This is a genomic window from Dyella dinghuensis (genome assembly GCF_003977615.1).
Classification (GTDB): Bacteria; Pseudomonadota; Gammaproteobacteria; order Xanthomonadales; family Rhodanobacteraceae; genus Dyella_B; species Dyella_B dinghuensis.
This window is the reverse complement of the sequence record NZ_RYZR01000005.1, coordinates 368,577-392,620: the sequence shown is the minus strand read 5'-3', so window position 1 is coordinate 392,620 and position 24,044 is coordinate 368,577. Positions and strand designations below refer to the sequence as shown.

The window sequence follows — 24,044 nt, the reverse complement described above, 5'->3', positions numbered from 1 at the left end:
GATGTCCGTACTACTAACTCTGTTGGCGGCAATCATCGCCAGTGGTGCCTGCGCTTATCACCGCAGCAGCCTGCGTACGTGGGCCGTGACGACGATCGTCGTGACGCTCGTCGTCGGATTACTGGCTGGCGCGCCGCGAACGACGGTCGTGCTACTCGTGATCGAGCTGCTGATTGCCGTGCCGCTGCTGATGATCCACTTCCGCCGCAAGAACATCAGCGCACCGCTGCTGAAAATGTTCGCCAAGGTGACGCCGAAGTTGTCGGACACCGAGCAGACCGCGCTTGAAGCGGGCACCGTCGGTTTCGAAGGCGAACTGTTTTCCGGCAAGCCGCAATGGCATGAACTGCTGAAGCAGCCCAAGCCGGAGCTCAGCGTCGAAGAGAAAGCCTTCCTCGACGGCCCGGTCGAACAGCTGTGCGGCATGGTCGACGATTGGCAGATCACGCACGAACTGGCGGATCTGCCGCCGGACGTGTGGGAGTTCATCAAGAAGAACAAATTCTTCGGCATGATCATTCCGAAGCAGTACGGCGGCCTGGGTTTCTCTGCGCTGGCGCATTCGGCGGTGCTGCAGAAACTCGCCACGATGTCGGCAACGGTTGCCTCGACCGTGGCCGTGCCCAATTCGCTTGGTCCTGCCGAGTTACTGCTGCATTACGGCAGCGACGAGCAGAAGAATTTCTATCTGCCGCGTCTGGCCGTTGGCGAAGAGATTCCTTGCTTCGCATTGACGGGCCCTTATGCGGGTTCCGACGCGACCTCGATTCCGGATTTTGGCATCGTCTGCAAGCAGGTTGTGGATGGCGTCGAAACCGTCGGCATGAAGCTCACCTTCGACAAGCGTTACATCACGCTTGCGCCGGTTGCGACCGTGGTCGGTCTCGCGTTCCGTTTGTACGATCCCGAGCATTTGCTGGGCGACAAAGAAGATCTCGGCATCACGCTGGCGCTGCTGCCGCGTAGCACCCCCGGCCTGGAAATCGGCCGTCGTCACTTCCCGCTCAACGTGCCGTTCCAGAACGGTCCGGTGCACGGTAAGGAAATTTTTGCGCCGTTGTCGACGCTTATCGGCGGCCCGCACATGGCCGGTCATGGCTGGCGCATGCTAGTGGAATGCCTTTCGGTCGGTCGTGCCATTTCGTTGCCGTCCAACGCGACGGGTGGCGTGCGCATGGCCGTCGCCGCGACCGGCGCTTACGCACGCATGCGCAAGCAGTTCGGTCTGGCTGTGGCGCGTTTCGAGGGCGTGGAAGAGGCGCTCGCGCGCATCGGTGGTTTGACCTACGCGACGGCCGCGCTCTCGCGTGCCACCGCTGCCGCGGTAGACCGCGGCGAGAAGCCTGCCGTGCCGTCGGCGATCGCCAAATATCACGCAACCGAGTGGGGCCGCACCATCGCCGGCGATTCGATGGACGTGCATGGCGGCAAAGCCGTGCAGCTGGGCCCGAAGAATTACGCAGGCCGTGCGTGGCAAGGTGTGCCCATCGCCATCACGGTGGAAGGCGCGAACATCATGACGCGTAGCCTGATGATCTTCGGTCAGGGTGCCATTCGCTGCCATCCTTACGTGCTGAAGGAAATGAAAGCGCTGTCGATTCCCGATTACAGCGAGCGACTGAAGAGTTTCGACGACGCGCTGTTCGGTCATATCGGCTTCGGCATTTCCAACGCGGTGCGCAGCTTCGTGCTGGGTGTGACGGGCGCGCGTATCGGTGAATCAGCGGGCGATGCATACACGCGTCGCTATTACCGCAAACTCAATCGTTACTCCGCAGCACTGGCCTTGTGCGCGGACACGTTCATGGGCGTGCTCGGTGGCAAGCTGAAGTTCAAGGAAAAATTGTCGGCGCGTCTTGGCGACGTGTTGAGTTATCTGTACATCGCCAGTGCGATGCTCAAGCGCTACGAAGATACCGGTCGGCCGGAAGCGGATCGTCCGCTGCTCGCGTGGGCATTCCATGAATGCATGTGGCGCATACAGATGGCGCTCGATGGAGCGATTCGCAACTTCCCGGTGCGTCCCATTGCATGGTTGCTGCACGTGCTGGTGTTCCCGTTCGGCCGCCGCGAAGTGCCGCCGTCGGATCGCCTGGGGCGTCGCGTCGCCGCCATCATCACGGCACCGGGCGAGGCGCGTGATCGTCTGCTGGAATGGACTTATCTCACGCCGACGGCCAACAACACCGTGGGCCGCATGAATGAGCTGTTGCCCGATGTGATCGCTGCCGAGCCGGTCGAACGCAAGTTCGGCAAGGCGCAGAAGGCGGGTCAATTCACCTCGCACGACTATATCGGCCAGCTGGACGAGGCCGTCAAAGCGGGCGTGATCGATCCGACGGAAGCGGCGTTGCTCAAGCGCGTACGTGAAGGCGTGTTCGAATTCATCTCCGTCGACGATTTCGACCCTGCCGAGCTGCGTTCGGCGGTGACGCGTGCGGACGAGAAAAAGATCAGTGACGCCGCGCAACGCGCCGCGTGATACGTGCTGAGATCGGTGGCGGGTGATCCGCCGCCGATCTAGGGGAAACGATGAGCGCACCGCTGCTGACACTCTATCGCCGCATCACAGCGTGGCCGGGCGGTCACTGGATGTTCTCGCGTGCGGTGTGCTTGAGGGCGCCGTATTTCTCAACGATCACGCCACGTTTCGTATCGTTGGAGCCTGGTCGTTGCGAAGTGCACATGCGTGATCGCCGCCGTGTGCACAACCACATCGGCACGGTGCACGCCATTGCGCTTTGCAATCTCGCCGAACTCAGTGCGGGCGTGATGGCCGAAGCCACATTGCCGGCGAGCATGCGCTGGATACCCAAGGGCATGACGGTGGACTACCTCAACAAGGCCAAGGGAACGATGCACGCCATCGCCACGCCCGAAAAGCCGCTGATCGAATCGACCAGCGGCTATGAATGGCCGGTGTTGGTGAACGTCAAAGATGCTGCGGGCACCGAGGTATTCCGCGCCCGCATCCTGCTCTGGCTGTCGCCGCGCAAACCGCAGGCTACTTAAGACAGCGCTTTGCGCTTGCGCACCCACGACGGCGCCACGATCGTCTTGCGCCGGATCGCAATCGCCAACAACACCGCCGATATGCCGGCTGAAACCCCAACGGCCACCACGGAGCCTTCGACACCGAATTTTCCGCCAGTCACCCAGTCCGAACCGATGATCGACGGCACGATGATGCCTTTCACGTCGAAGCCGGATACCGCAAAGCCGTAGATCGTGCCTTCGCTGAAATTCCACGCCGCATGCAGGCCAATGACCATCCACAATGAGCGAGTGAGATGGAACACCAGGGCCAGAAGAATGCCGGCCTCGATCGCGATCGCCAGTGCGCTCCACAACGTAGCGTTGGGATTATTAAGATGCGCGCCGCCAAAAAATAATGCGGAGATTGCCAATGCAGCCCACGTGCCCAGGCCTTCCTCCGAAATGCGATAAAGCACGCCACGAAAGAGGGTTTCTTCCGCGATACCGGTGGCGATGCCCATGCCAAGTAGCGCCGGTAGCCACGCGGCATCGGGATTGACGCTCAGAACGTGGTAGCTACCCATCAGCCACAGCAGCAACGTCATCGTGCTCAGCAGCAGGAACCCGGCGATAAGGCCGGCGATGCCATAGGTGGGGAGCTGGCGCAAAGCGAGTTCGGACACGCGCCGCCGTTCGACCAAGCGCACAGCAACAATATAGACCAGCAAGATCGAGATGAACTCAAGCACCAGGCCGACAACGTTGCGTTCCAAAGGCGAGGCGTCTTTGCCACCCAGATGGAGTGCGGTCGCCAGATGAAAAAGCGGATAACCGACTGCGAAGAAACATGCGGCGTAGATCACAATGCGCGCGAGTGGCGAAAAGATCAGCCACCGTTTCCAGGCTGGCGCCGAAGCGGGTGTTGTAAAGGCGACCATCTCGTTCATGAAAACTCCCTTGTTTTGTCAGCACGCTAGGGCTGCGCGCCACACTATGCGCAGTGCCATACGTCATGCCTGCGGTTGATTATCTAAAGTGCGGAAAGCACGCAGCCGTTCTTGCCGTTCTCTTTGGCTTGATACATCGCACGATCGGCGGCCTGAATCAGCGACTCATCGGAGTCGATACCTTCATGCCACACGGCGACGCCGACGCTTGCGCTCACATGCGCGGTGAAATCGCCGCGCGAACTCTGTAGCGGGTAAGGCTTGGCCAGCATGTCGCAGATATCCTGGCAGCGCTGCAGCAGCGGCGCGGTGCCGCTCACGTCTTCGAAGATCAGCGCAAATTCGTCGCCGCCCAGGCGCGCCACCGTGTCATCGCTGCGAACGTGGTTGTTGAGGCGCGCCGAGATGGCTTGCAGTAGCGCATCGCCGGCAGGATGGCCGTGCGTGTCATTCACGGCTTTGAAACCATCGATATCGACCAGTACCAAGGCAAAGCTGCTTTCCCGGCGCGCGCTGTGCTGCATGGCGTCGCGCAACCTGTCATGAAACAGCACGCGATTGGGCAGGCCGGTAAGCATGTCGTGAGTCGCCTGATGACGCACCTTGGCTTCGACACGCTGACGTTCGGCAATTTCTTTCTGCAGCTGCTCGTTGCGTGAGGAAAGTTCTTCCAGGGTTTGCTGCAATTGCATGCGTGCAGCATGCAGTTCGAGGAAAACGCGAACCTTCGATTGCAGGATCACATCGTTGATCGGCTTTGCAATGTAGTCGACGGCGCCCGAGCGATAGCCTTTCAGCCGATTCAAATCGTCTGCATACGCAGCGGTGACGAAGATGACCGGCGTGTCGCGCAATTGTTCGGCATCGGCTAGCAAGCCGGCGACTTCGAAACCGTCCATGTCCGGCATGTTCACATCCAGAAGAATCAACGCGAATTGCTGGTCGAGGCAGCGCGAAAGCGCCTCGTTTCCGCTGCTGGCTTCTACCAGTTCGGCGCCGCAATCGGCAAGAAGACGGCGCATCGCCACGAGATTGGCGCGGGTGTCGTCGACAACCAGTATTTTTGGAATATGCGTAGTCATGCCATGCACAAGCGATTGATCAGGGGGGCGATGTCATCGAGCGGAACGCAGTGGTCCGCGCCCGCAAGATCCAGCGCAGCTTGCGGCATGGTGGCCGCAACGGCACCGTGGGGAGATTGGACTATAGCTAAGCCGCCCAACTGGCGAATGCGTCGCAAACCGGCTGCTCCGTCGTTATTTCCACCGGTCAGAACCACGCCGATGAGTGCGCTGCGCCAGACGTCGGCGGCAGACATGAAGAGAACGTCAATGGACGGTCGCGAGTGGTTCACGCGCGAGTCGATCGACAGCGAAAAGTGGTGATCGTTTTCCACTAGCAAGTGATAACCGGTAGGCGCCAATTGCACGACACCAGGTTGCGCCTGATGGCGTTCGGCCGCCTCGATGACGGGCAGCTTCGATGTGCGGCCGAGCACTTCGCACAGCAGCCCCACCGTATCGGAGCTGCTGTGGCAGCACACTACCACCGTCTGGCGCAATGTTGCTTGCAACCCGCCGATGACGGCCTTGAGCGCATCGACGCCGCCGGCCGAGCAACCAATCGCGATGGCCGCTGGCACGTTCATGCAAGCTTGCGCTCCTGATGAATGGCCAGCCGATAGATGCGAAGCTGTTCGGCAAAAGGTGTGAACTCCCCGGCGCTGGATGCGTATTCGAGGCTTTCGCGCAAACCCAGGCACAGAAAACCACCGCGGACGAGGCTGTCGCGGAACAGCGAAAGCACTCGATTCTGCAAAGGATTGGAAAAATAGATCATCACATTGCGGCACAGGATCAGGTGTGCTTCGCAGAACACGCTGTCGGATACGAGGTTGTGTTTGGCGAACGTCACGTTGCGCCGTAGGTGTTGGTCGACCTTCAAAAGGTTGTAGCGCGCGCTGTAATAGTCGGCGAGCGAGCGGGTGCCACCCGATGCCTGATAGTTGCGTGACCATTGCTGCGCTTCGCGTGCGGGATAGATGCCGTCTTGCGCTTGCTGTAACGCACGATCGCTCAAGTCCGTCGCAAAAATCTGCGTGCGTTCGTAGAGGCCGGCTTCTTCAAGCAGGATGACGAGCGAATACACTTCCTGTCCGTGGGCGCAGCCGGCTTGCCAAATGTTGATTTGCGGATAAGAGGCAAGCAGCGGGAAAACCTGTTCGCGCAAACCACGAAACATGGTGGGGTCGCGGAACATGTCCGAAGCCGGCACGGTAAGTCCTTCCAGGATATTCGGAAGGAGTTCCGGCTCATGCATCACGCGTTCGATAAGACCGCTGATCGTCTTGCAATCGAGTTGTTCGGTGAGCTGCTGCACGCGCCGTTTGAGCGATGCCGGCGCGTACTGGCTGAAGTCGTAGCCGTGGCGTCGCTGAAGCGCCTGTATGAGCAGGTCGACCTCGATGTTATCCAGTCCGGGCGCGCTCACGGTCTGATCCTCGGCATCAGTTGCGCAGCCACACATGCATCATGGACGCCAGCTTGTCCAGATCGATGGGTTTTGACAGGTAGTCGTTGGCGCCTGCTTCGAGGCATTGTTCACGATCGCCGCGCATGGCCTTTGCCGTGAGCGCGATGATCGGCAGTTTGTCGTGCGTGGGCTGGCCGCGAATCGCACGCGTCGCTTCGTAGCCGTCCATGCCGGGCATCATGATGTCCATCAGAACGAGTTCCACTTGCGGCGTTTCCGACAGCACTTGCAACGCCTTATGGCCATCTTGCGCCATCGTCACCTGCATGCCCCAACCGCGCAGCACTTTGGACAGTGCAAACAAGTTGCGCATGTCGTCGTCCACGAGCAGTACGTGGTGACCATCCAGTCCATCGTGGCTGGCGGGGACGGCTGTCGGACCGAGTCTTTCGCCGTGCTGCTTGATGCTGTGCAGGAACAGGCTCACTTCGTCCATCAGGCGTTCGGGCGAGCGGACACCCTTGATGACAATGCTGTCGGTGTACTGGCGAATGCGCAGGTTCTCTTCGCGGCTCAATTCACGGCCCGAATAAACCACGACGGGAGGAATGCTGCCGCTGTCGGCAAGCGTCTCGAGCAATTCCATGCCGGAGATGCCGGGCAGGCCGAGGTCGAGCACGATGCAGTCGTAGCCGGTTTGTTGAATCTTCTGGAGCGCCTCTTCACCGGAAGCGGCTTCGTCGATGGCCACGTCGTCCTGGTTGAGCAGTGTGCGCACGGCGCTGCGCGCGCTGGGGTCGTCGTCAACGACCAATAAGTGACGAGTACGCCCTTTGGCGAAATGCAGCAAACGCTCGAACGCTTCGTTGATAGCTTCGCGCGTGACGGGCTTCGTAAGGAAGCCCACAGCACCGAGTTCGCGGCCGCGCCCTGCATCGTCGGTGGCCGAGAGGAAATGCACGGGAATATGGCGCGTGGCGGGATCGGCCTTGAGCCGTTCGATAACGGTCCAGCCGTCCATACCAGGCAACATCACATCCAGCAGAATGCCGACCGGATGAAAACGGCGGGCCAATTCCAGGCCGCTTTCACCGTCCACCGCATGCAACATACGATGGCCTTTCTGGCGCACGATGTCGGCGAGAATGCGTGCAAACGCCGGATCGTCTTCGACGATGAGAATGACGCTTTCGCCGGGTGCGATGCGATCGCGATCGTCATTCACGCCGTCCGCCGGAATCAGTGCGCGTGTCACCGGGCGTGGTGGGAGCACATGCGTGGCGCTTGCCGAGGTTTCTGCTGCGCTACTGGTGATCCGCTCGGGGATCAACAATACAAATTCGCTACCGTGGCCGACTTCGCTGCGTAGCACGATATCGCCGCCAAGCAATTCGGCCATGCGTCGCGAAATACTCAGGCCCAGTCCCGTGCCGCCAAACTGACGGCTCGTACTGCTGTCGGCTTGTTCGAAAGCGTTGAAAATGCGCTCGAGTTTGTCCGGCGCGATGCCGATGCCGCTGTCCTTGACGCTGATTGCCACCAAGTTCTGACCATTGAGCGATTCGGGGATGGGCAAATCGCCCGAGGGCGCGCTGATGCGAACGCGGACCGATCCCTTCGCAGTGAACTTGAATGCGTTGGCGAGCAGATTGTTGATGATCTGCTCCAGCCGATTAGGGTCCGTGTGAATTTCTGCAGGTGAGCCTTCTTCAATAGCGACTTCGTAATCGAGTTTCTTTTCGCGCGCCACGTGATCGAAGTTGCGACGCAGGCTGCGGGCCAGACTTTGCAGCGGGTGATCGACCAGCGACAACTCCATCTTGCCGGCCTCGATCTTGGACAGGTCGAGAATGTCGTTGATCAAGCGCAGCAGACTTGAGCCCGCGTCGTGAATGATGCGTGCTGATTCGATCTGTTCGGCATCCAGATTGCCCTCGCGATTGTCGGCCAGACTGCGCGAGAGGATCAGCAGGCTATTGAGCGGCGTGCGCAACTCGTGCGACATGTTGGCGAGAAATTCGCTCTTGTAGCGGCTGGCGCGTGCGAGTTCTTCGGCCTTTTGCTCGGTTTCCTCTTGCAGCGCTTCCAACTGTTGCTTTTGGTGCCGCAGTGTGTCGGTCTTCAGTCGCAGTTCTTCATTAGAGGCCTGCAGCTCATCGGCTTGCACGCGCAACTCTTCTTCCGAGGCCAGTAAACGCTGCGATTGCTCTTCCAGCTCAATGGTTTTGGTCTGCAACGTATCGTTTGCAGCACGAAGCGCTTCCTGCTGCTGTCGCATGGTGACGCTCGACAGGCGCAATTCGTCGGCCTGTTCACGCGTTTGATCAAGCAAGTCTTGCGTGTTGATGGCGCGGGTCAGGATTTCCAGCGTCAAGGCCGCCATGGGCAGCAGCAATTCCAACAACTGCAGTTGCAAGGGGGTGGGGTTGTCGAAACCTGCGAATTCGAGAACACCGACCAGTCGATCGCGCATCATCAGAGGGAAGATGGCGACGTGGCGAGGAAGCGCGGCGCCGCTGCCCGAATCAATGCGCAGATAGTTGTCGGGAATGTGATTCAGGAAAACGGGCTTGCGCGATAACGCACACTGTCCCACCAATCCTTCACCCGGCATATAAGCATCCGGACTGCTGATCAACCGAAGGCCGTAGCTGCCCAGCAGATCCAGACGCTGGCTCGATTCGTCGTAACCGTAGAACAGTGCGACCCCTGCGCTCAGCAGCGGAGCCAGTTGCGACGTCAGCCGCTCGGCGAATTCGCGATGATCGGTGGCGACTTGCAGGCTGCTGGAAATGGACGATGCCTGACTTTTCAGTACGGCCTGTTGCTCTGTCTCGATCACCATGTCCTTGAAGATTTGCAACGCGCGCGCGATTTCGCCGACTTCGTCCTTGCGGCCAACTCCACGGATAGTGATGTCGTGATCGTGGGCAGCCAGGCGCGTCATCAAATCGGTAAGGCGGCGAATGGGTTGCGTCACCAGTCGCGAGGTGAGAGAAATGACCATCAGGCCAAGCAGCAAGCCGATCGTTGCGCTCGCGATGTTGGCGTAAAGCGTTTCCGTTAAAACGCGTTCGACGTCTGCATTGCGCACCGTCAGCAATTGACGTTCGGTATCGCGCATTTCATCCAGTACGGCCGTGTAATCTTCGACGCGCACGGTGCGGTGGGCGAGGTAATCGGCCTGGATCTTTGCCTTGTCCTGAGCGACAACTTGTGGGTCGGTATCCTTGATCTGTGTTTCCGGTGTCAGCACCATGCGCTGCAATTCGCGGCTGAACTGCTGCGAGAGCGCTTGAACGTGGTCGATGCGCAATTGTTGAATGGCGTTGTCGCTGGTCAGTTGCCGCAACTGTTCAAGCCGATTCTGGAACGCCTTGGCACTGTCATTCTCACGCGCCAATTCGGTGGGATTACGTGTGAGCAGGTAGCCACGCAATCCGAGCTGCCCGGACAGCGCCGTTTGTTGCAGGCTTTCGATCTGCAGGAGTACCTGATAGGTGTGATCCGCCCAGTGCCGCGTCTCGGACTGTTTGTTCTGCGAAGCGACGTTGACCAGGCTGTCGATCAGGAACAGCGCGAGCAAAAGCCCGATCGCCAGCATGATCTTGTAGCGAATCGGCAGATTGGCCAGCCATCCATACCTTTTAGTTGGAGTCGTTATGACGCTCGAACCGGCCATGCGAATTCCCGCTGAGTTGGCAGTGGAGCGCCCCACATCGCCCGGAAGATTCGGGTGGCGGTCGGGGCGGCCTGATGGCCAGATTAGCGAGATGACGGCGAGGGTGGTAGCCGCTGCCCGCGGGGTCGCCGCAGGCGAGGCTTAGAGGTCGAGCGACGCGGCGTGCTCGCGGGTTGCGGAGAAGCGCACCGCGGGCGAACGTTCCTGCGCCAGCTGCAGATTCACGCGGGTCGGGGCGAGGTAGACCAATTCCCCGGCGGCATCGATGCCGAGGTTCATGATGTTTTTCTCGCGGAATTCCTCGAGCTTCTTCTCGTCGTCACAATGCACCCAGCGGGCCGTGATGACGCTGACTGGCTCGAAGCTTGCGTCGACGCCATATTCATCTTTGAGGCGGTAAGCCACCACGTCGAACTGCAGCACGCCGACGGCGCCCAAGATCAGGTCGTTGCTCATCAGCGGACGGAAGAACTGCGTCGCGCCTTCTTCGGAAAGCTGCGCCAGACCTTTCTGCAGCGCTTTCATCTTCAGCGGATCGCGCAGGCGGGCACGGCGGAAGAGTTCCGGTGCGAAGTTGGGGATGCCGGTGAAGCTGATCGCTTCGCCTTCCGTGAAGGTGTCGCCGATGCTGATCGTGCCGTGATTGTGCAAGCCGATCACATCGCCCGGATACGCGCTCTCGACAATTTCACGATCGCTCGCCATGAAGGTGAGTGCATTGGCGATGCGCACTTCCTTGCTCGTGCGCGTCTGCATCATCTTCATGCCGGCGGTGTACGTGCCTGAACACACACGCATGAACGCCACGCGGTCGCGGTGCGCCGGATCCATGTTTGCCTGAATCTTGAAAACGAAGCCGGTGAGTTTTTCTTCTTCCGGCTTTACTTCACGGCTGAGCGTACTGCGCGGGCGAGGCGAGGGCGCGTGCTCGACGAAGAAGTCCAACAGCAGCTGCACGCCGAAGTTGTTCACGGCCGAGCCGAAGAACACCGGCGTGAGTTTGCCGGCAAGGTATTGCTCGACATCGAAGGCGTGCGAGGCGCCTTGCACCAGTTCCAGTTCTTCGCGCAATTCGCTCAGCGCCTCGGAGCCGATGGCTTCTTCAAGGCCTGGTGCATCGAGGCCTTTGAAAATCGTCGAATCCTGCCGCGTAAAATTCTTGCCGGCTTCGAACACATGCACTTCATCGAGCAGCATGTGATAGACACCCTTCAGTCGCTTACCCATGCCGATAGGCCATGTCAGCGGCGCGCAGGCGATGCCGAGCACGGATTCCACTTCGTCCAGCAGGTCGATCGGCGAGTGGCCCTCGCGGTCGAGCTTGTTGATGAAGGTCATGATGGGCGTATCGCGCAGGCGGCACACTTCCATCAGCTTGATCGTGCGTTCTTCGACGCCCTTCGCGCAGTCGATCACCATCAAGGCCGAGTCCACGGCGGTGAGCACGCGATAGGTGTCTTCGGAGAAGTCCGCGTGGCCGGGGGTATCAAGCAGGTTGACAATCTTGCCTTCGTACGGAAACTGCATCACCGACGAAGTGACCGAAATACCGCGCTCTTTTTCCAACGCCATCCAGTCGGAAGTCGCGTGACGTGCGGCCTTGCGGCCCTTCACAGAGCCGGCCATCTGGATCGCACCGCCAAACAGCAGCAGCTTTTCCGTCAGCGTGGTCTTGCCCGCGTCGGGGTGGCTGATGATCGCGAAGGTGCGGCGGCGGTGGGTTTCTTGAAGATGGCTGGACATATCGGAGCGTCGATGGAGGCGCGAACCCTTTATTTTAGCGTGGATTTGGGCTGGCTGCGCTTTTATTCGTCATGGACTAAAGCGCTTCTGCGCAGCCCGGAATGGCGGGGAGGGAACGGCCAAGGCAGTGCGTCTTTGAGGCACTTAGAGCATGAATCGATGGCTCATGATGCCCCAAACAAAAAACTGGGAAATGATGAACCAACCAATCATGGTCCATCGTTCGGCGGTGTCATTCTCGACCTTTCGTAACACCATCCAGAGCGCAAAAGGGATCATGGTGTATCGATTTTCAATGAGCCAGTACGAGCACAGGTAGAAGGCGCAAACGAGATATAGCAGCCAGCTCTGATGCAATAAGAACCGTGTGAAAGCGATGCTGCAGAAACCCAGTACCACCAGCAACCCAAAGACATAGCGTGGCCAGCCGCCATGAACAAACGCGATGACCGCATTGCGCAGAAAATAGTCAGCAAACGCATAGTTATCGGGGCTTCCTCTCAATTTGATGCTTGCGGCCGCGCCGATGAAAAGAAGCGCAAGCCATGGCTTTGAGCGGATGACTAAAAACATTTTCCTGACGCCAGTCCATGCTTGAAATGGAAAGAACGCCAGAAAGAGAAACAGGAAAAAATATACGTTTCCAGGGTGAAGGCTCAGTTCGGGGTTTTCGTAAGCGACCTTGCTGGAGGCCGAAATCGAACCATGCCATGCCCAATAAGCAAAGAAGGCGATTACGGGCAACGCATAAGGAAGAAGGATGCGCCAAGTACTTTTCGAGAGAGCTATTTGCTTAAACGATTGCTTATTAATGTCAGGCCAAAGGACGAAAAGGGGCAGGAATGCAGCCCAGATGACGTTGTTTTGCCTTACGCCGATGGAGGCGAGGAGGATCACCGCGGCGATGACATGTCGTTGTTTTAGCGCTGAAAGCAACGCTGCCAATATCAAGGCAAGCGACAGGATGTCCGTGTAGACCAGGAAATAGTAAGGAAATAAAAGCGGGAACAGAAAAAATTGGCTTGCATATACAAACGCAGATGCATCGCCCAAGGATCGGCGAATGCAATAAAAGGTGACGCCGGACGCCAGTCCAAAAACGGCGCTGATGACTCTCATGCTCATGATCGAGTGGAGGGTCAATGCTTTCATAATGCCAGCTACCAGCAAGTGATAGCCCGGAAGCATCGCCAATCCAGCGGACATGGCAAGATGCCCGCTTAAAAAATCTTGGATCTGCGGTATATGTACCGCTTCGTCCGCCACCTGCGGATGCATGGCGTGTGCGTAAATCAGCGCGAATAGCCACGCGGCAACGCATATCAAACCTGCAAAAGCATTTCGCCAGAGCGATCGAGAAGTCTGCATAAAATCCCTTCAATATTTCTCCGGCGTCTTCTGATCTTACGCGCCCTTACAAAAAAACTCGGGAGTGACCTCCCGAGTTTTTGCTTTTCTAGTTGAATCCGGAAGTGAAACTTACTTCGCTTCCTTCTCCATCAACTTGGCAACCATGCTCGCCGGCACTTCTTCGTAATGATCGAAGATCATCGAGAAGGTGCCACGGCCGCTGGTGGCCGAGCGCAGGAAGTTGATGTAGCCGAACATTTCCGCCAGCGGCACAAAGCCCTGCACGAATGCGTTGGTACCTTTCTGGCCCTGTTCGCTGATCGAGCCGCGACGACGGTTGATGTCGCCGATCACGTCGCCGAGGTAATCGGCTTCGGTCACGACTTCCAGCTTCATCACCGGCTCGAGCAACTTCGGCTTGGACATGCGCTGCGCTTCGCGGAAGCAGGCGCGGCCGGCGATTTCGAAGGCGAGTGCCGAGGAGTCGACGTCATGGAACTTGCCGTCGATGAGGCGTGCCTTGAAGTCCAGCACTTCGTAACCGGCAACCTGACCCTGGCGCGATTCCACCGTGACGGCGTGCTCGACAGCGGGGATGTATTCGCGCGGCACGCGGCCGCCGACGATTTCGTCGGAGAACACCACGCCGCTGCCCGGTTCGCCCGGTTCGAAGATCATCTTCACTTCTGCGAACTGACCCGAACCACCGGACTGCTTCTTGTGCGTGTAGGTGTGTTCGACCATCTGGCCGAAGGCTTCGCGGAAGCTGACCTTGGGCTTGCCCATCGTCGCGTCCACGCCCAGTTCGGTGCGCATACGGTCGATGGTGATTTCCAGATGCAGTTCGCCCATGCCCTTGAGCACGGTCTGTCCGGTTTCCTTGTCCACTTCCATGCGCAGCGACGGGTCGGCCTTCACCATCTTGTAGAGCGCGGTGGAAAGCTTGTCGATGTCGTTGCGGCTCTTCGGTTCCACGGCCACGCTGATCACCGGGTCGGGGAAGCGCATGCGCTCCAGCAACACGGGGCTCGACGGATCGGTGAGCGAGTCGCCGGTCTCGGTTTCCTTCATCGAGACGAACGCGCAGATGTCGCCGGCGCGAACTTCGTCGATGTCTTTGGTCGCGTTCGCCTGCACTTCCACGATGCGGCCGATGCGTTCTTTCTTACCGCGCGTCACGTTCTGCAGCGTGTCGCCCTTCTTGATCACGCCGGAGTAGATGCGGCAGAAGGTGAGCGTACCGAACTGGTCGTTGATCACCTTGAAGGCCAGCGCACGCGCCGGAGCTTCGTCCACCACGCCCTGTTCACCGACGACGTTGCCGTCTTCGTCCACCAGGCCGATGCCGCCGTTTTCACCCGGGAACGGCATGTAGTCGATCACGCCGTCGAGCAGCTGCTGCACACCCTTGTTGCGGTAGGAGGAGCCGCAGAAGATCGGCACCAGCTTGCCCTGCACGCAACCGGTACGGATGCACTTCTTCAAGAGTTCCAGGCTGAAGTCGCCGCTCTTGACGAAGGTTTCGACGTCGCCTGCGTGAAGCAGCTTGTCGAAGGCTTCATCGTCCATTTCCAGCGCTTTTTCGATGGTTTCCTCGCGCAATGCAGCGAGGTTGCCGATCCATTCCTTGTCCGCAGAGGTGGTGAACGCCTGCACTTTCGGGTGGTTGGCGATCTCGGCCAGCGGAATGGTTTCCCACTTGCTGTCCTTGTCGTGACCTTCCCAGATGTAGCCCTGGCCGGTGATCAGATCGGCCATGCCGATGAAATCGTCGTGGCTGCCCAGCGGCACCTGGCAAAGCACGGCGTTGGCGCCTAGGCGGTTCTTGATGCCGTCCACGGCGTGCTTAAAGTTCGCGCCGATGCGGTCCATCTTGTTGACGTAGCACATGCGCGGCACGTTGTACTGGTCGGCCAGGCGCCAGTTGGTTTCCGTCTGCGGTTCCACGCCGGCCACGCCGTCGAACACCACCACGGCGCCGTCGAGCACGCGCAGCGAACGGTTCACTTCGATGGTGAAGTCCACGTGGCCTGGGGTGTCGATCACGTTGATCTGGTGACCCTTCCACTCGGTGGACACAGCGGCGGACTGAATGGTGATGCCGCGCTTGCGTTCCTGCTCGAGGTAGTCGGTGGTGGTCGAGCCCTTGCCGTCCTTCGTGTCGTGCACGTCGACGATCTGGTGCTTCTTACCGGTGTAATACAGCACGCGCTCGGTGGTGGTGGTCTTACCGGCGTCGATGTGGGCGATGATGCCGATATTGCGGTAGAGGCTTAAGGGTTTTTGGCGAGCCACAGTCTTGGTTCCGTAAGTAAAAGTCGTTGGGCGAACAGGGGGCGGACATTCCGTGCTCTGTCCGCAGCGTACGTTTTCAATGTGTATCTGGCGTTTCCGAGGGCTGGCGGGCGCCTTGAGAGCCTGTTTACTATTTCGGCGTAGCCCGCGTTGCCACGGTGCGGCCGGCAGGTGGTGGTGCGCGGCGCAGGCTTGACTGGCTGTCAAGCCAAGTCGCGCGCTGCCGCATGACGGCCGCACCGTGGCAACCCTTCGGGCCGGGTCTGTTTGCCCGCCGGGCTGCGTCCTCACTCAGTTGTGTATTGACATACACGCCTTCGTTCCTCCTTGCCCGGCTGGCAAATAGATCCGGCGCGGGCCACGCCGAAACAGTAAACAGGCTCTAAAGGGCTGCACCGGTCAGCAGGTCCTCGTAGAAAGCGCCGAAGGGTTCGTTCGGGTGTGCAATCTGGATTTCCAGGACCCATAGGTCGCTGGAAGGGCTGTGTTCCAAATCGCCCAGATCGCCGCCTTTGTGAACCGAGTGCGGAAAATCGCTTATGCGATGGCCCTTGATGGCGTGGTTGAATCGCCAGCCCATCGCCTCGGCGCGCTCATCCGCATAATTATACAGGTTACGGCCGCTCAAGCCCTCATTTCGCCATTTTGCGGCGACGTCCCGATACAAATCGCGGGCTGCCTGGGCGCAGGCGGCGTATTTCGGGGCATCGCCGACCACGAAAGTGTCCCCGACGTCGCCCTCATGGCCCTCGAAAACCAGGCCGAGGTCGACGAAGTAGATGTCGTTTTCGCCCAGCTGAACGTCGGGGATGGAGCGCTCGCGATACGTTTTGAGGGTATTGGGGCCGATCCGGATGTATGGCGGGTGCCACAGGCGTTCCATGCCCAGCTCGCGAAATACCTCGCCGGCCATGGCCAGGGCCTCGTCTTCACGAATGCCCGGATGCATGCGCTCGCTGATGGCGTTCAACGCATCCCAGCTTTTCGCACGCGCGTGGTGCATCAATGCTGGATTGAAAGCGTTGCCTACCGCTTCGCGATCGTGATGTGTCATGACGGCAAATGTCGCCTGTAACAGGCGTCAGCTCAGCAAGATAAGTACAAGACCGATGAGGGCCGGCAGCCCCTGAATCCAGAGCACTTTGCGCGTGGCGGTGGAGCCGCCGTACAGACCTGCAATAAGCACGCACGCAAGGAAGAAAATCTTTACGTGCATACCTTCCGGCGTGTTGCCGAGAAGCAATCCCCAGATCAAGCCTGCGGCGAGAAATCCGTTGTACAGACCCTGATTCGCAGCGAGCACTTTCGACTGTGTGGCAAATTCCGCCGTGAGTCCGAAAGCGCGCCGGCCGGTGGGTTTGTCCCACAGAAACATTTCGAGGACCAGGAACCAGACGTGCATCAGAGCGATGATCGCAATCACAATGTTGGCTAGCATGGACATGCTGATGTCTCTCTGATGCAAGAGTCGGTTACGCCAGGGTGTAACCGAACTGTTCCTGGAATTCTTTCGCGAATTGGTCGTAAGTGAAGGACTGATTCTGCGTACCGGGATGCTCGACTTTCAGCGCGCCCATCAGCGATGCCATGCGGCCGATGGTCGGCCATTCCATGCCCTTCATGATGCCGAAAATAAGGCCTGCACGATAAGCATCGCCGCAACCGGTCGGATCGACAATTTTGCGCTCACGTGCCGGCGGAATTTCATATGTTTTGCCATCGGCGTGAATCAGCGAGCCACGCGGTCCGAGCGTCACGATGTAAGCCTTCACGCGCGATGCAATATCGGCCGCACTCCAGCCCGTGCGTTGCTGCAGCAACTGCGATTCGTAATCGTTGACGATCACGTACGTCGACTTTTCGATCATCGCGCGGAACTCGTCGCCATTGAACAGCGGCATCGCCTGACCGGGATCGAAAATGAAAGGAACGTTGCGTGCCGCAAACTCATCCACATGCTGCAGCATCGCATCGCGGCCATCGGGCGCAACAATGCCGAAACTGATATCGGGAATGTTGCGCACATGGTTTTCGTGCGCGCTCGACATCGCACCCGGATGGAACGCGGTGATCTGGTTGTTGTCCAGATCCGTGGTGATAAAGCACTGCGGCGTGAACTGTTCTTCGAACACGCGAATGCAATCCATGCGGATGCCGCACTTGTGCAGATGTTCGCGGTACGGCGCGAAATCCTGACCCACGGCAGCGACCGGCAACGGATCGCCGCCAAGCAGCTTCAGGTTGTACGCGATGTTGCCGGCGCAACCGCCAAACTCACGGCGCATCGCCGGCACCAGGAAGGACACGTTCAGGATGTGCACCTGATCGGGAATGATGTGGTTCTTGAACTGATCCTGGAACACCATGATGGTGTCGTAAGCGAGCGATCCGCAGATGACGGCAGACATGTGGTTGAAAGCCCCGATGTGGGCCACCGATCGGTCGCGTACGACCCTCGGTAGCGATGGTATTGACCAAAGCCCGTCATCGTAGCGGCAACCGGCGAAGATGGCGACTTGCGGGCAGCGCCGGGGCGATGCGCTGACAGGTCACAAAATGGCCGTATCACCGCGTCGTACAAGGCTTTCTTAACGAACATGTCCTTGCGGATAAAGGATTTGCTGACTAGACTGGCCCGCTTACTTTTTAGCCAGAGTCGATAGACGGCGGACCCATGTTCAAGAAGTTTCGCGGGATGTTTTCCAACGATGTCTCCATCGACCTCGGCACAGCCAACACGCTTATATACGTACGGGGTCAGGGCATCGTCCTGAACGAACCTTCTGTCGTGGCGATCCGTCAGGATCGCGGCCCGGGTGGTCCCCGTACCGTTGCCGCCGTGGGTACCGACGCTAAGCGCATGCTTGGCCGTACCCCGGGCAATATCGCCACGGTTCGCCCGATGAAGGATGGCGTCATCGCCGACTTCACCATGACCGAGGCGATGCTGCAGCACTTCATCCGCCAGGTTCACCGCTCCCGTTTGCTGCGTCCCAGCCCGCGCGTGCTGGTGTGCGTGCCCTGCGGTTCGACCCAGGTGGAGCGCCGCGCGATCAAGGAATCGGCCGAAGGCGCCGGTGCGCGCGACGTGTTCCTGATCGAAGAACCCATGGCCGCTGCGATCGGCGCCGGCATTCCGGTGCATGAGGCGCGTGGCTCGATGGTGCTGGATATCGGCGGCGGTACGTCCGAGGTGGCGGTGATCTCGCTCAACGGTATCGTTTACTCGCAGTCCGTTCGTGTCGGTGGCGATCGCTTCGACGAAGCCATCATCAATTATGTGCGCCGCAACCACGGCACGCTGATCGGTGAATCCACCGCCGAGCGCATCAAGCTCGAAATCGGTTGCGCCTTCCCGCAGAGCCAGGTCAAGGAGATCGAAATCTCCGGCCGTAATCTGGCCGAAGGCGTGCCGCGCATGTTCACCGTCAACTCCAACGAGATTCTCGAGGCGCTACACGAACCGCTCGCCGGTATCGTGGCCGCGGTGAAGTCGGCGCTGGAACAGACCCCGCCGGAACTGTGCTCGGACGTCGCCGAACGCGGCATCGTGCTTACCGGTGGTGGCGCGCTGCTGCGCGATCTGGATCGTCTGCTGTCCGAAGAAACCGGTCTGCACGTGCAGGTGGCGGACGATCCGTTGACCTGCGTGGCGCGTGGCGGCGGCAAGGCGCTGGAGCTGATCGATCAGCACGGCAGCGACTTCTTCGCACCTGAGTAACGGTCCTCGCCTGCGAGGACACATTATTCCCTCTCCCTGCCGGGGAGAGGGTAGGGTGAGGGGCCAAGGTTTGCGTCCATGTCGAATCAGAGCGCATTAAAAAAAGCACTGAATAAGAGGCATCTGGCGAGAATGACCCCTCACCCCAGCCCTCTCCCCGCAGGGGAGAGGGAGTACGTGCGTGAGGTTCGCCCATGCCGCTAGCGCGCGAGGAATCCTCGCCCCTGTTCGCCGGCACCGCCGCAGGTACGCTGCGGCTGATCTTCTATCTCGCCATGGCGATGGTGTTGATGGTGCTCGACCACCGTAACGGGTGGTTGTGGCGCATGCGCTATGCCACGTCCATTGTGATCGAACCCGTGTACCGTCTGGCGAGCCTTCCGTCTGAAGGCTTGCGCGCGGCGAGCGTGGCCTTCGCCGACCGTCGCATGCTGACCGATCAGAACCAGCAACTGCGCGAAGACCTGTTGCTGGCCAATGCAAAGCTCAATCGCATGCAGGCGGTGGCGCAGCAGAACCAGCGCCTGAAAGAATTACTCGACACGCAGCGCAGCCTGAACCTGCGTGTGCAGATGGCGCGCGTCATCGGCATCGATTTTGGCGCCTATAGCCACCGCATGATGATCAATGCCGGCGCACGCGACGGCGTCAAGACGGGTCAGCCCGTCATCGATTCGCATGGCGTGATGGGGCAGGTGATCGATGTGCTGCCCAATTCATCCACGGTGATGCTTGTCACCGATCCCGATCACGCCATTCCGGTGGTCGATGCGCGCACCGGTCTGCGCACGGTCGCCTACGGGTCGCGTGCAGGCGACCAGCTTACGCTTCCGAACATTCCCATTGCGCAGGATGTGCAGGTAGGCGACAAGTTGCTGACCTCAGGCCTGGGCGGCCGGTTCCCTGAAGGTTTTCCGGTCGGGGAAATTCGCAGCGTGGCGCCATCCGCAACTGGCATGTTCCTGGAAGCGCATGCGATTCCCAGTGCCGATCTGGATCGCACCGACGAAGTATTGATCCTCCACGATCTGGCAGAACCTGCCGGTCCGCCGCCACCATCGCCGTCCGCGGGGCCGCCGTCGGACGAAGCGCCTGCGCCGGCGTCGAGTGCGCCCAAAGTGCCGCTGCCGTCGTCGTTCAAGCCCGCTTCCCCGGCGTCGACAGGAGTGCCGCAGACGTGAGTCGCGCGCGTCTCTCCTTGTGGTGGTTCATCGGCACGCTAGTCTTCGCGTTGTTGCTGATGCTGGTGCCGCTGCCGCACGTGCTGGATCCGTTCAAGCCTTACTGGCCGGCGCTCGTGCTGTTGTATTGGGCGCTGGAATCGGGCGATGCGCGGATCAACCTCGGTTTGGCCTTTGTGCTGGGCGTATGCGCGGATATGTTGAATGGCGTGCTGCTGGGCGAACAGGCACTGCGCCTGTGCGTGCTGGCGTTCATCGCGCTGCGTTTCCGCTCGCGGCTGCGCTTTTTTCCGATGTGGCAGCAGACACTGGCGGTGCTGGCGCTGTTGGTCAACGATCGTTTTCTGTTGCTGATCGTGCGCGCTTTCGCGGGCGAAGCGACACCGCCTGCGCTGTGGTGGGCGTCGCCGTTTGTCAGTGCGGCGCTGTGGCCCTTCCTGTTCCTGTTGCTCGACGATCTGCGGATGCGGCTGCGACTGCAATGAACATCGTGCGCGACAAGATGGAGCGGCGGGCATGACGAAGTTGCTCAATCGTCGCGCCTTCAAGGACACGCGCGGTGAAGCCGAAAGTTTCCGTCGCCGGGCATTTGTCGGCTTCGCGCTGATCCTGCTTGGCCTGGGGGCATTGGTCGGCCGCTACTGGTTTTTGCAGGTACGGCATCACGACGAATTTGCGCTGCGCTCGGTCAATAACAGCGTCAAGCCGCGCGCACTTCCACCCACGCGCGGTCTGATCTATGACCGCAACGGTGTGTTGCTTGCCGACAACGTCCCGGCATTCCGTCTCGAAGTGGTGCCGGACAAAATCCAGAACATGAATACCATGCTGGCGGAACTCGGCCAGGTGGTGCCGCTCGATTCCGACGATCTGGATGCCTTCCGCAAGCAGCTCAAGCAGACGCGCCATTTCGACAGCGTGCCGTTGAAGATGCGCCTGAGCGAAGACGATATCGATCGCTTCGCGGTGAATCGCTGGCGTTTCCCCGGCGTGGATGTGGTTCCGTACCTCACGCGCAGATACACGATGGGTCCGTTGTTTGCGCATGTGGTGGGTTATGTCAGCCGCATCGATGCAAACGATCTCGACGACCTCGATCCGGACGTCTACAAAGGCACGACGCACATCGGTCGTACTGGCGTCGAGCGTTCGTATGAAGACATGCTCCACGGCAAGCCGGGCTACGAGCTGGATGAAGTCAACGCCGACGGACGTATCCAGCGCGTTCTGAGCGTCGATCCGCCGACGCCCGGCAAGAACATCTATCTCAGCATCGATTCGCGTATTCAGAAAGCGGCACAAGATGCTTTTGAAGGACGTCCCGGCGCAGCCGTCGCGATCGATCCACGCAATGGTCAGGTCTTGGCCATGGTCAGCGTGCCGACGTTCGATCCCAATCTGTTTGTAAACGGCATCAGTACCGCCGATTACAAGTCGTTGAACACCGATTCCGACAAGCCGCTGATCAGCCGCGCGTTGCGGGCCGCGTATCCGCCGGGTTCCACGATCAAACCTTTCATGGCGTTGGCGGGTCTGGAATACGGTGTTCGCAGGCCGGAAGATTCCGTGGTTTCCACCGGCGTTTTCTACATTCCGGGACAAGCACGCGGTTATCGAGACGACCAGCGTTACGGCGCGGGCGTGGTGAATCTCTACAAAGCGATCTACGCCTCGGTCAATACGTACTTTTACAAGCTCGCGCTCGATCTGGGCATCGATCGCGTCAGCGACTTCATGGGTTCCTACGGATTTGGACATCCGAGCGGCGTCGACATTCCGGGCGAAGTGCCTGGCATCTTGCCCTCACGAGCATGGAAGGCAAAACATTCGCCCAAGGAACCGAGCTGGTATCCCGGCGAAACGGTGATTGCAGGTATTGGCCAGGGCTACTGGGAAGTCACCACGATGCAGTTGGCCCATGCACTGGCGACCTTCGCCGGACGCGGTGTGCCTTATGCGCCACGTGCGGTGATGGCGACGGCGGATGTCGGCAAATCGCCGCTGCCGCTTGCCAATCCGCCTAGCGGTCCGTCGTTGATCAAGAACGCGAAGGACTGGGAAGCGGTCAACGAAGGCATGCAGATGGTGATCTACAGCAACGACCCGTTGTCCACCGGCGCCGGCGTAAAACTCGGTGACGGTTTTCCATATCGCATTGCGGGCAAGAGCGGTACCGCGGAGCGCTTCTCGCGCACCAGCGACGCGTACAACGAGAACAAGAACACGGCGTATCTCGCCGCTCGTCACCGTGCATGGTTTGAAGCATTCACGCCTGCGGAAGATCCGCGTATCGCCGTGGCCGTCGTGCTGGAAGCCGGCGCATGGGGCGCGAAGGATGCCGGCCCGATCGCGCGCAAGATTCTCGATGCGTGGCTGGCGGCACAAGGCGGCGCTGTACCGCCGAATCGCCCGTTGCCCGAGCCGATGCCCGCGACCAGTGTCGCGCCGGAAGACACGCCGCAGTCGGATATGCCTGCGCCGGATACATCGAGTCCCACACCCGATGCATCCAGTCCCGCACCGGATTCTTCGAGCGCGGGGGATGGCACGCCATGATCGATACCTTGCGCGCCCGGTTCTATCGTTTTCTGCGTCGCATCCTCACGCGCCCGCGTGTCGATCTGCCGCTCGCATGCGCGCTGGTCATTCTGTGCGGCGTGGGGCTCGTCACGCTGTACAGCGCGGGCAACGCCAACCTTCCGCTCGTTGCCGGTCAGGCGGCGCGGTTTTTACTTGGCGGTGTGCTCATCATGCTGTTGTCGCGCATTCCGCCATCGATGTTCCGCAATTGGACGCCATGGCTGTACGTCGGCAGCCTCATGCTTCTGGTGGTGGTGGCCGTGCTGGGTGAGGGGCGTGGTGCCGATCGCTGGCTCAATCTCGGCATCATGCGCTTTCAACCCTCCGAGCTGATGAAGCTGGTCATGCCGATGATGGTGGCGTGGTACCTGCATCCGCGTCAGTTGCCGCCGCGCTGGAAAGACATTCTGGTGGTGGGCCTGTTGATTGCCATCCCGGCGGGGCTGATCGCCAAGCAACCTGATCTGGGTACGGCATTGCTGGTGACTGCTGCAGGCGCGTTCGCCTTGTTCCTCGCCGGCATGGCGTGGTGGCGTATCGGTCTGCTGCTTGCCGGTGTCGGCGGTTTGATTCCGATCGCGTGGCACTTCATGCACCAGTACCAACGCGACCGCATCCTGACGATGCTCAATCCGGAATCCGATCCGCTCGGCAACGGCTGGCACATCATTCAGTCGCAGATCGCCGTGGGCTCGGGCGGTATGTTCGGTAAAGGTTTCGAGCAGGGCACACAGTCCCGATTGGACTTCCTGCCCGAGCACACCACCGACTTCATTTTCGCCGTGTTTTCCGAAGAGTTCGGGCTGATCGGCGTCTGCGCAATTCTGGTGCTGTACGCCTTCATCATCGGCCGTTGTTTGTGGATCGCCATGGAGGCACGCGATACGTACTCGCGACTCGTCGCGGGCGCCATCGGCATGAGTTTCTTCGTCTACGTGTTCGTAAATGGCGGCATGGTGTCCGGGCTGTTGCCGGTGGTCGGCGTGCCGATGCCAATGGTCAGTTACGGCGGTACGTCGGCGGTGACATTGCTGGTTGGGTTCGGTGTGTTGATGTCGATCCACGCCAACCGCAAAGTGCACGACTGAACTCGATCC

Annotated in this window: 18 protein-coding genes; 7 read left to right on the top strand and 11 right to left on the bottom strand. The window is 59.8% G+C overall.

Features of this window, described 5'->3' with window-relative positions; all coding sequences use genetic code 11:
* The first annotated feature begins 1 nt into the window (after position 1).
* Both EKH79_RS09385 and EKH79_RS09380 read left to right on the top strand, forming a co-directional pair.
* Positions 2–2,482, top strand: a complete 2,481-nt coding sequence (locus tag EKH79_RS09385) for an acyl-CoA dehydrogenase (protein ID WP_126673526.1) — start codon at positions 2–4, stop codon at positions 2,480–2,482.
* A 50-nt stretch (positions 2,483–2,532) separates the two neighbouring features.
* Positions 2,533–3,012: a hotdog fold domain-containing protein gene (locus EKH79_RS09380; protein WP_126673525.1), complete on the top strand. Its 480-nt coding sequence runs from the start codon at positions 2,533–2,535 to the stop codon at positions 3,010–3,012.
* Here EKH79_RS09380 and EKH79_RS09375 read toward each other — a convergent pair.
* The 11 genes from EKH79_RS09375 to EKH79_RS09325 all read right to left on the bottom strand — a co-directional run bounded on the left by EKH79_RS09375 (position 3,009) and on the right by EKH79_RS09325 (position 17,873).
* Positions 3,009–3,923, bottom strand: a complete 915-nt coding sequence (locus EKH79_RS09375) for a CPBP family intramembrane glutamic endopeptidase (protein WP_126673524.1) — start codon at positions 3,921–3,923, stop codon at positions 3,009–3,011. The two genes, EKH79_RS09380 and EKH79_RS09375, sit on opposite strands and share 4 nt — an antisense overlap.
* An 83-nt stretch (positions 3,924–4,006) precedes the next feature.
* Positions 4,007–5,005 carry a diguanylate cyclase domain-containing protein gene (locus EKH79_RS09370; protein ID WP_126673523.1) on the bottom strand — a complete coding sequence of 333 codons (999 nt, stop codon included), beginning with the start codon at positions 5,003–5,005 and terminating at the stop codon, positions 4,007–4,009.
* Positions 5,002–5,571 carry a chemotaxis protein CheB gene (locus EKH79_RS09365; RefSeq protein WP_126673522.1) on the bottom strand — a complete coding sequence of 190 codons (570 nt, stop codon included), beginning with the start codon at positions 5,569–5,571 and terminating at the stop codon, positions 5,002–5,004. The genes EKH79_RS09370 and EKH79_RS09365 overlap by 4 nt, the downstream gene beginning before the upstream one ends.
* Entirely contained in the window at positions 5,568–6,413 is an 846-nt protein-coding gene (locus EKH79_RS09360) for a CheR family methyltransferase (RefSeq protein ID WP_233590255.1), read from the bottom strand. The genes EKH79_RS09365 and EKH79_RS09360 overlap by 4 nt, the downstream gene beginning before the upstream one ends.
* Positions 6,414–6,429: 16 nt before the next feature.
* A complete protein-coding gene (locus tag EKH79_RS09355) occupies positions 6,430–10,077 on the bottom strand; it encodes a response regulator (RefSeq protein WP_233590254.1) in 3,648 nt (1,215 codons plus the stop codon).
* Positions 10,078–10,218: 141 nt separating this feature from the next.
* Positions 10,219–11,820, bottom strand: coding sequence for a peptide chain release factor 3 (locus tag EKH79_RS09350; RefSeq protein WP_126673520.1), 1,602 nt, complete (start codon positions 11,818–11,820; stop codon positions 10,219–10,221).
* 144 nt (positions 11,821–11,964) lie between these two features.
* Positions 11,965–13,188, bottom strand: a complete 1,224-nt coding sequence (locus EKH79_RS09345; protein WP_126673519.1) for a Dol-P-Glc:Glc(2)Man(9)GlcNAc(2)-PP-Dol alpha-1,2-glucosyltransferase — start codon at positions 13,186–13,188, stop codon at positions 11,965–11,967.
* Between the two features lie 111 nt (positions 13,189–13,299).
* Positions 13,300–15,465 (bottom strand): elongation factor G, encoded by a 2,166-nt coding sequence (gene fusA / locus EKH79_RS09340; protein ID WP_126673518.1) that lies wholly within the window; start codon positions 15,463–15,465, stop codon positions 13,300–13,302.
* A gap of 382 nt (positions 15,466–15,847) precedes the next feature.
* Entirely contained in the window at positions 15,848–16,519 is a 672-nt protein-coding gene (locus EKH79_RS09335) for a M24 family metallopeptidase (RefSeq protein ID WP_126673517.1), read from the bottom strand.
* Between the two features lie 27 nt (positions 16,520–16,546).
* The gene (locus EKH79_RS09330) at positions 16,547–16,909 is read right to left on the bottom strand and encodes a DUF1304 domain-containing protein (RefSeq protein ID WP_126673516.1); all 363 of its coding nucleotides are present in this window, start codon (positions 16,907–16,909) and stop codon (positions 16,547–16,549) included.
* 28 nt (positions 16,910–16,937) lie between these two features.
* Complete coding sequence (locus tag EKH79_RS09325; RefSeq protein WP_126673515.1) at positions 16,938–17,873, bottom strand: carbohydrate kinase family protein; 936 nt, start codon at positions 17,871–17,873, stop codon at positions 16,938–16,940.
* A gap of 266 nt (positions 17,874–18,139) precedes the next feature.
* On the opposite strand from EKH79_RS09325, the gene EKH79_RS09320 reads away from it, so the two are divergent.
* The 5 genes from EKH79_RS09320 to rodA all read left to right on the top strand — a co-directional run bounded on the left by EKH79_RS09320 (position 18,140) and on the right by rodA (position 24,035).
* Positions 18,140–19,186 (top strand): rod shape-determining protein, encoded by a 1,047-nt coding sequence (locus EKH79_RS09320; protein ID WP_126673514.1) that lies wholly within the window; start codon positions 18,140–18,142, stop codon positions 19,184–19,186.
* 194 nt (positions 19,187–19,380) lie between these two features.
* On the top strand, positions 19,381–20,367 hold the full coding sequence (gene mreC, locus EKH79_RS09315; RefSeq protein WP_126673513.1) for a rod shape-determining protein MreC: 987 nt from the start codon (positions 19,381–19,383) through the stop codon (positions 20,365–20,367).
* Positions 20,364–20,852, top strand: a complete 489-nt coding sequence (gene mreD, locus EKH79_RS09310) for a rod shape-determining protein MreD (protein WP_126673512.1) — start codon at positions 20,364–20,366, stop codon at positions 20,850–20,852. Before mreC ends, mreD begins: the two co-directional genes overlap by 4 nt.
* 31 nt (positions 20,853–20,883) lie before the next feature.
* Positions 20,884–22,923, top strand: a complete 2,040-nt coding sequence (gene mrdA / locus EKH79_RS09305) for a penicillin-binding protein 2 (protein ID WP_199754209.1) — start codon at positions 20,884–20,886, stop codon at positions 22,921–22,923.
* Positions 22,920–24,035 carry a rod shape-determining protein RodA gene (gene rodA, locus EKH79_RS09300; RefSeq protein WP_126673511.1) on the top strand — a complete coding sequence of 372 codons (1,116 nt, stop codon included), beginning with the start codon at positions 22,920–22,922 and terminating at the stop codon, positions 24,033–24,035. Before mrdA ends, rodA begins: the two co-directional genes overlap by 4 nt.
* Positions 24,036–24,044: the final 9 nt, after the last annotated feature.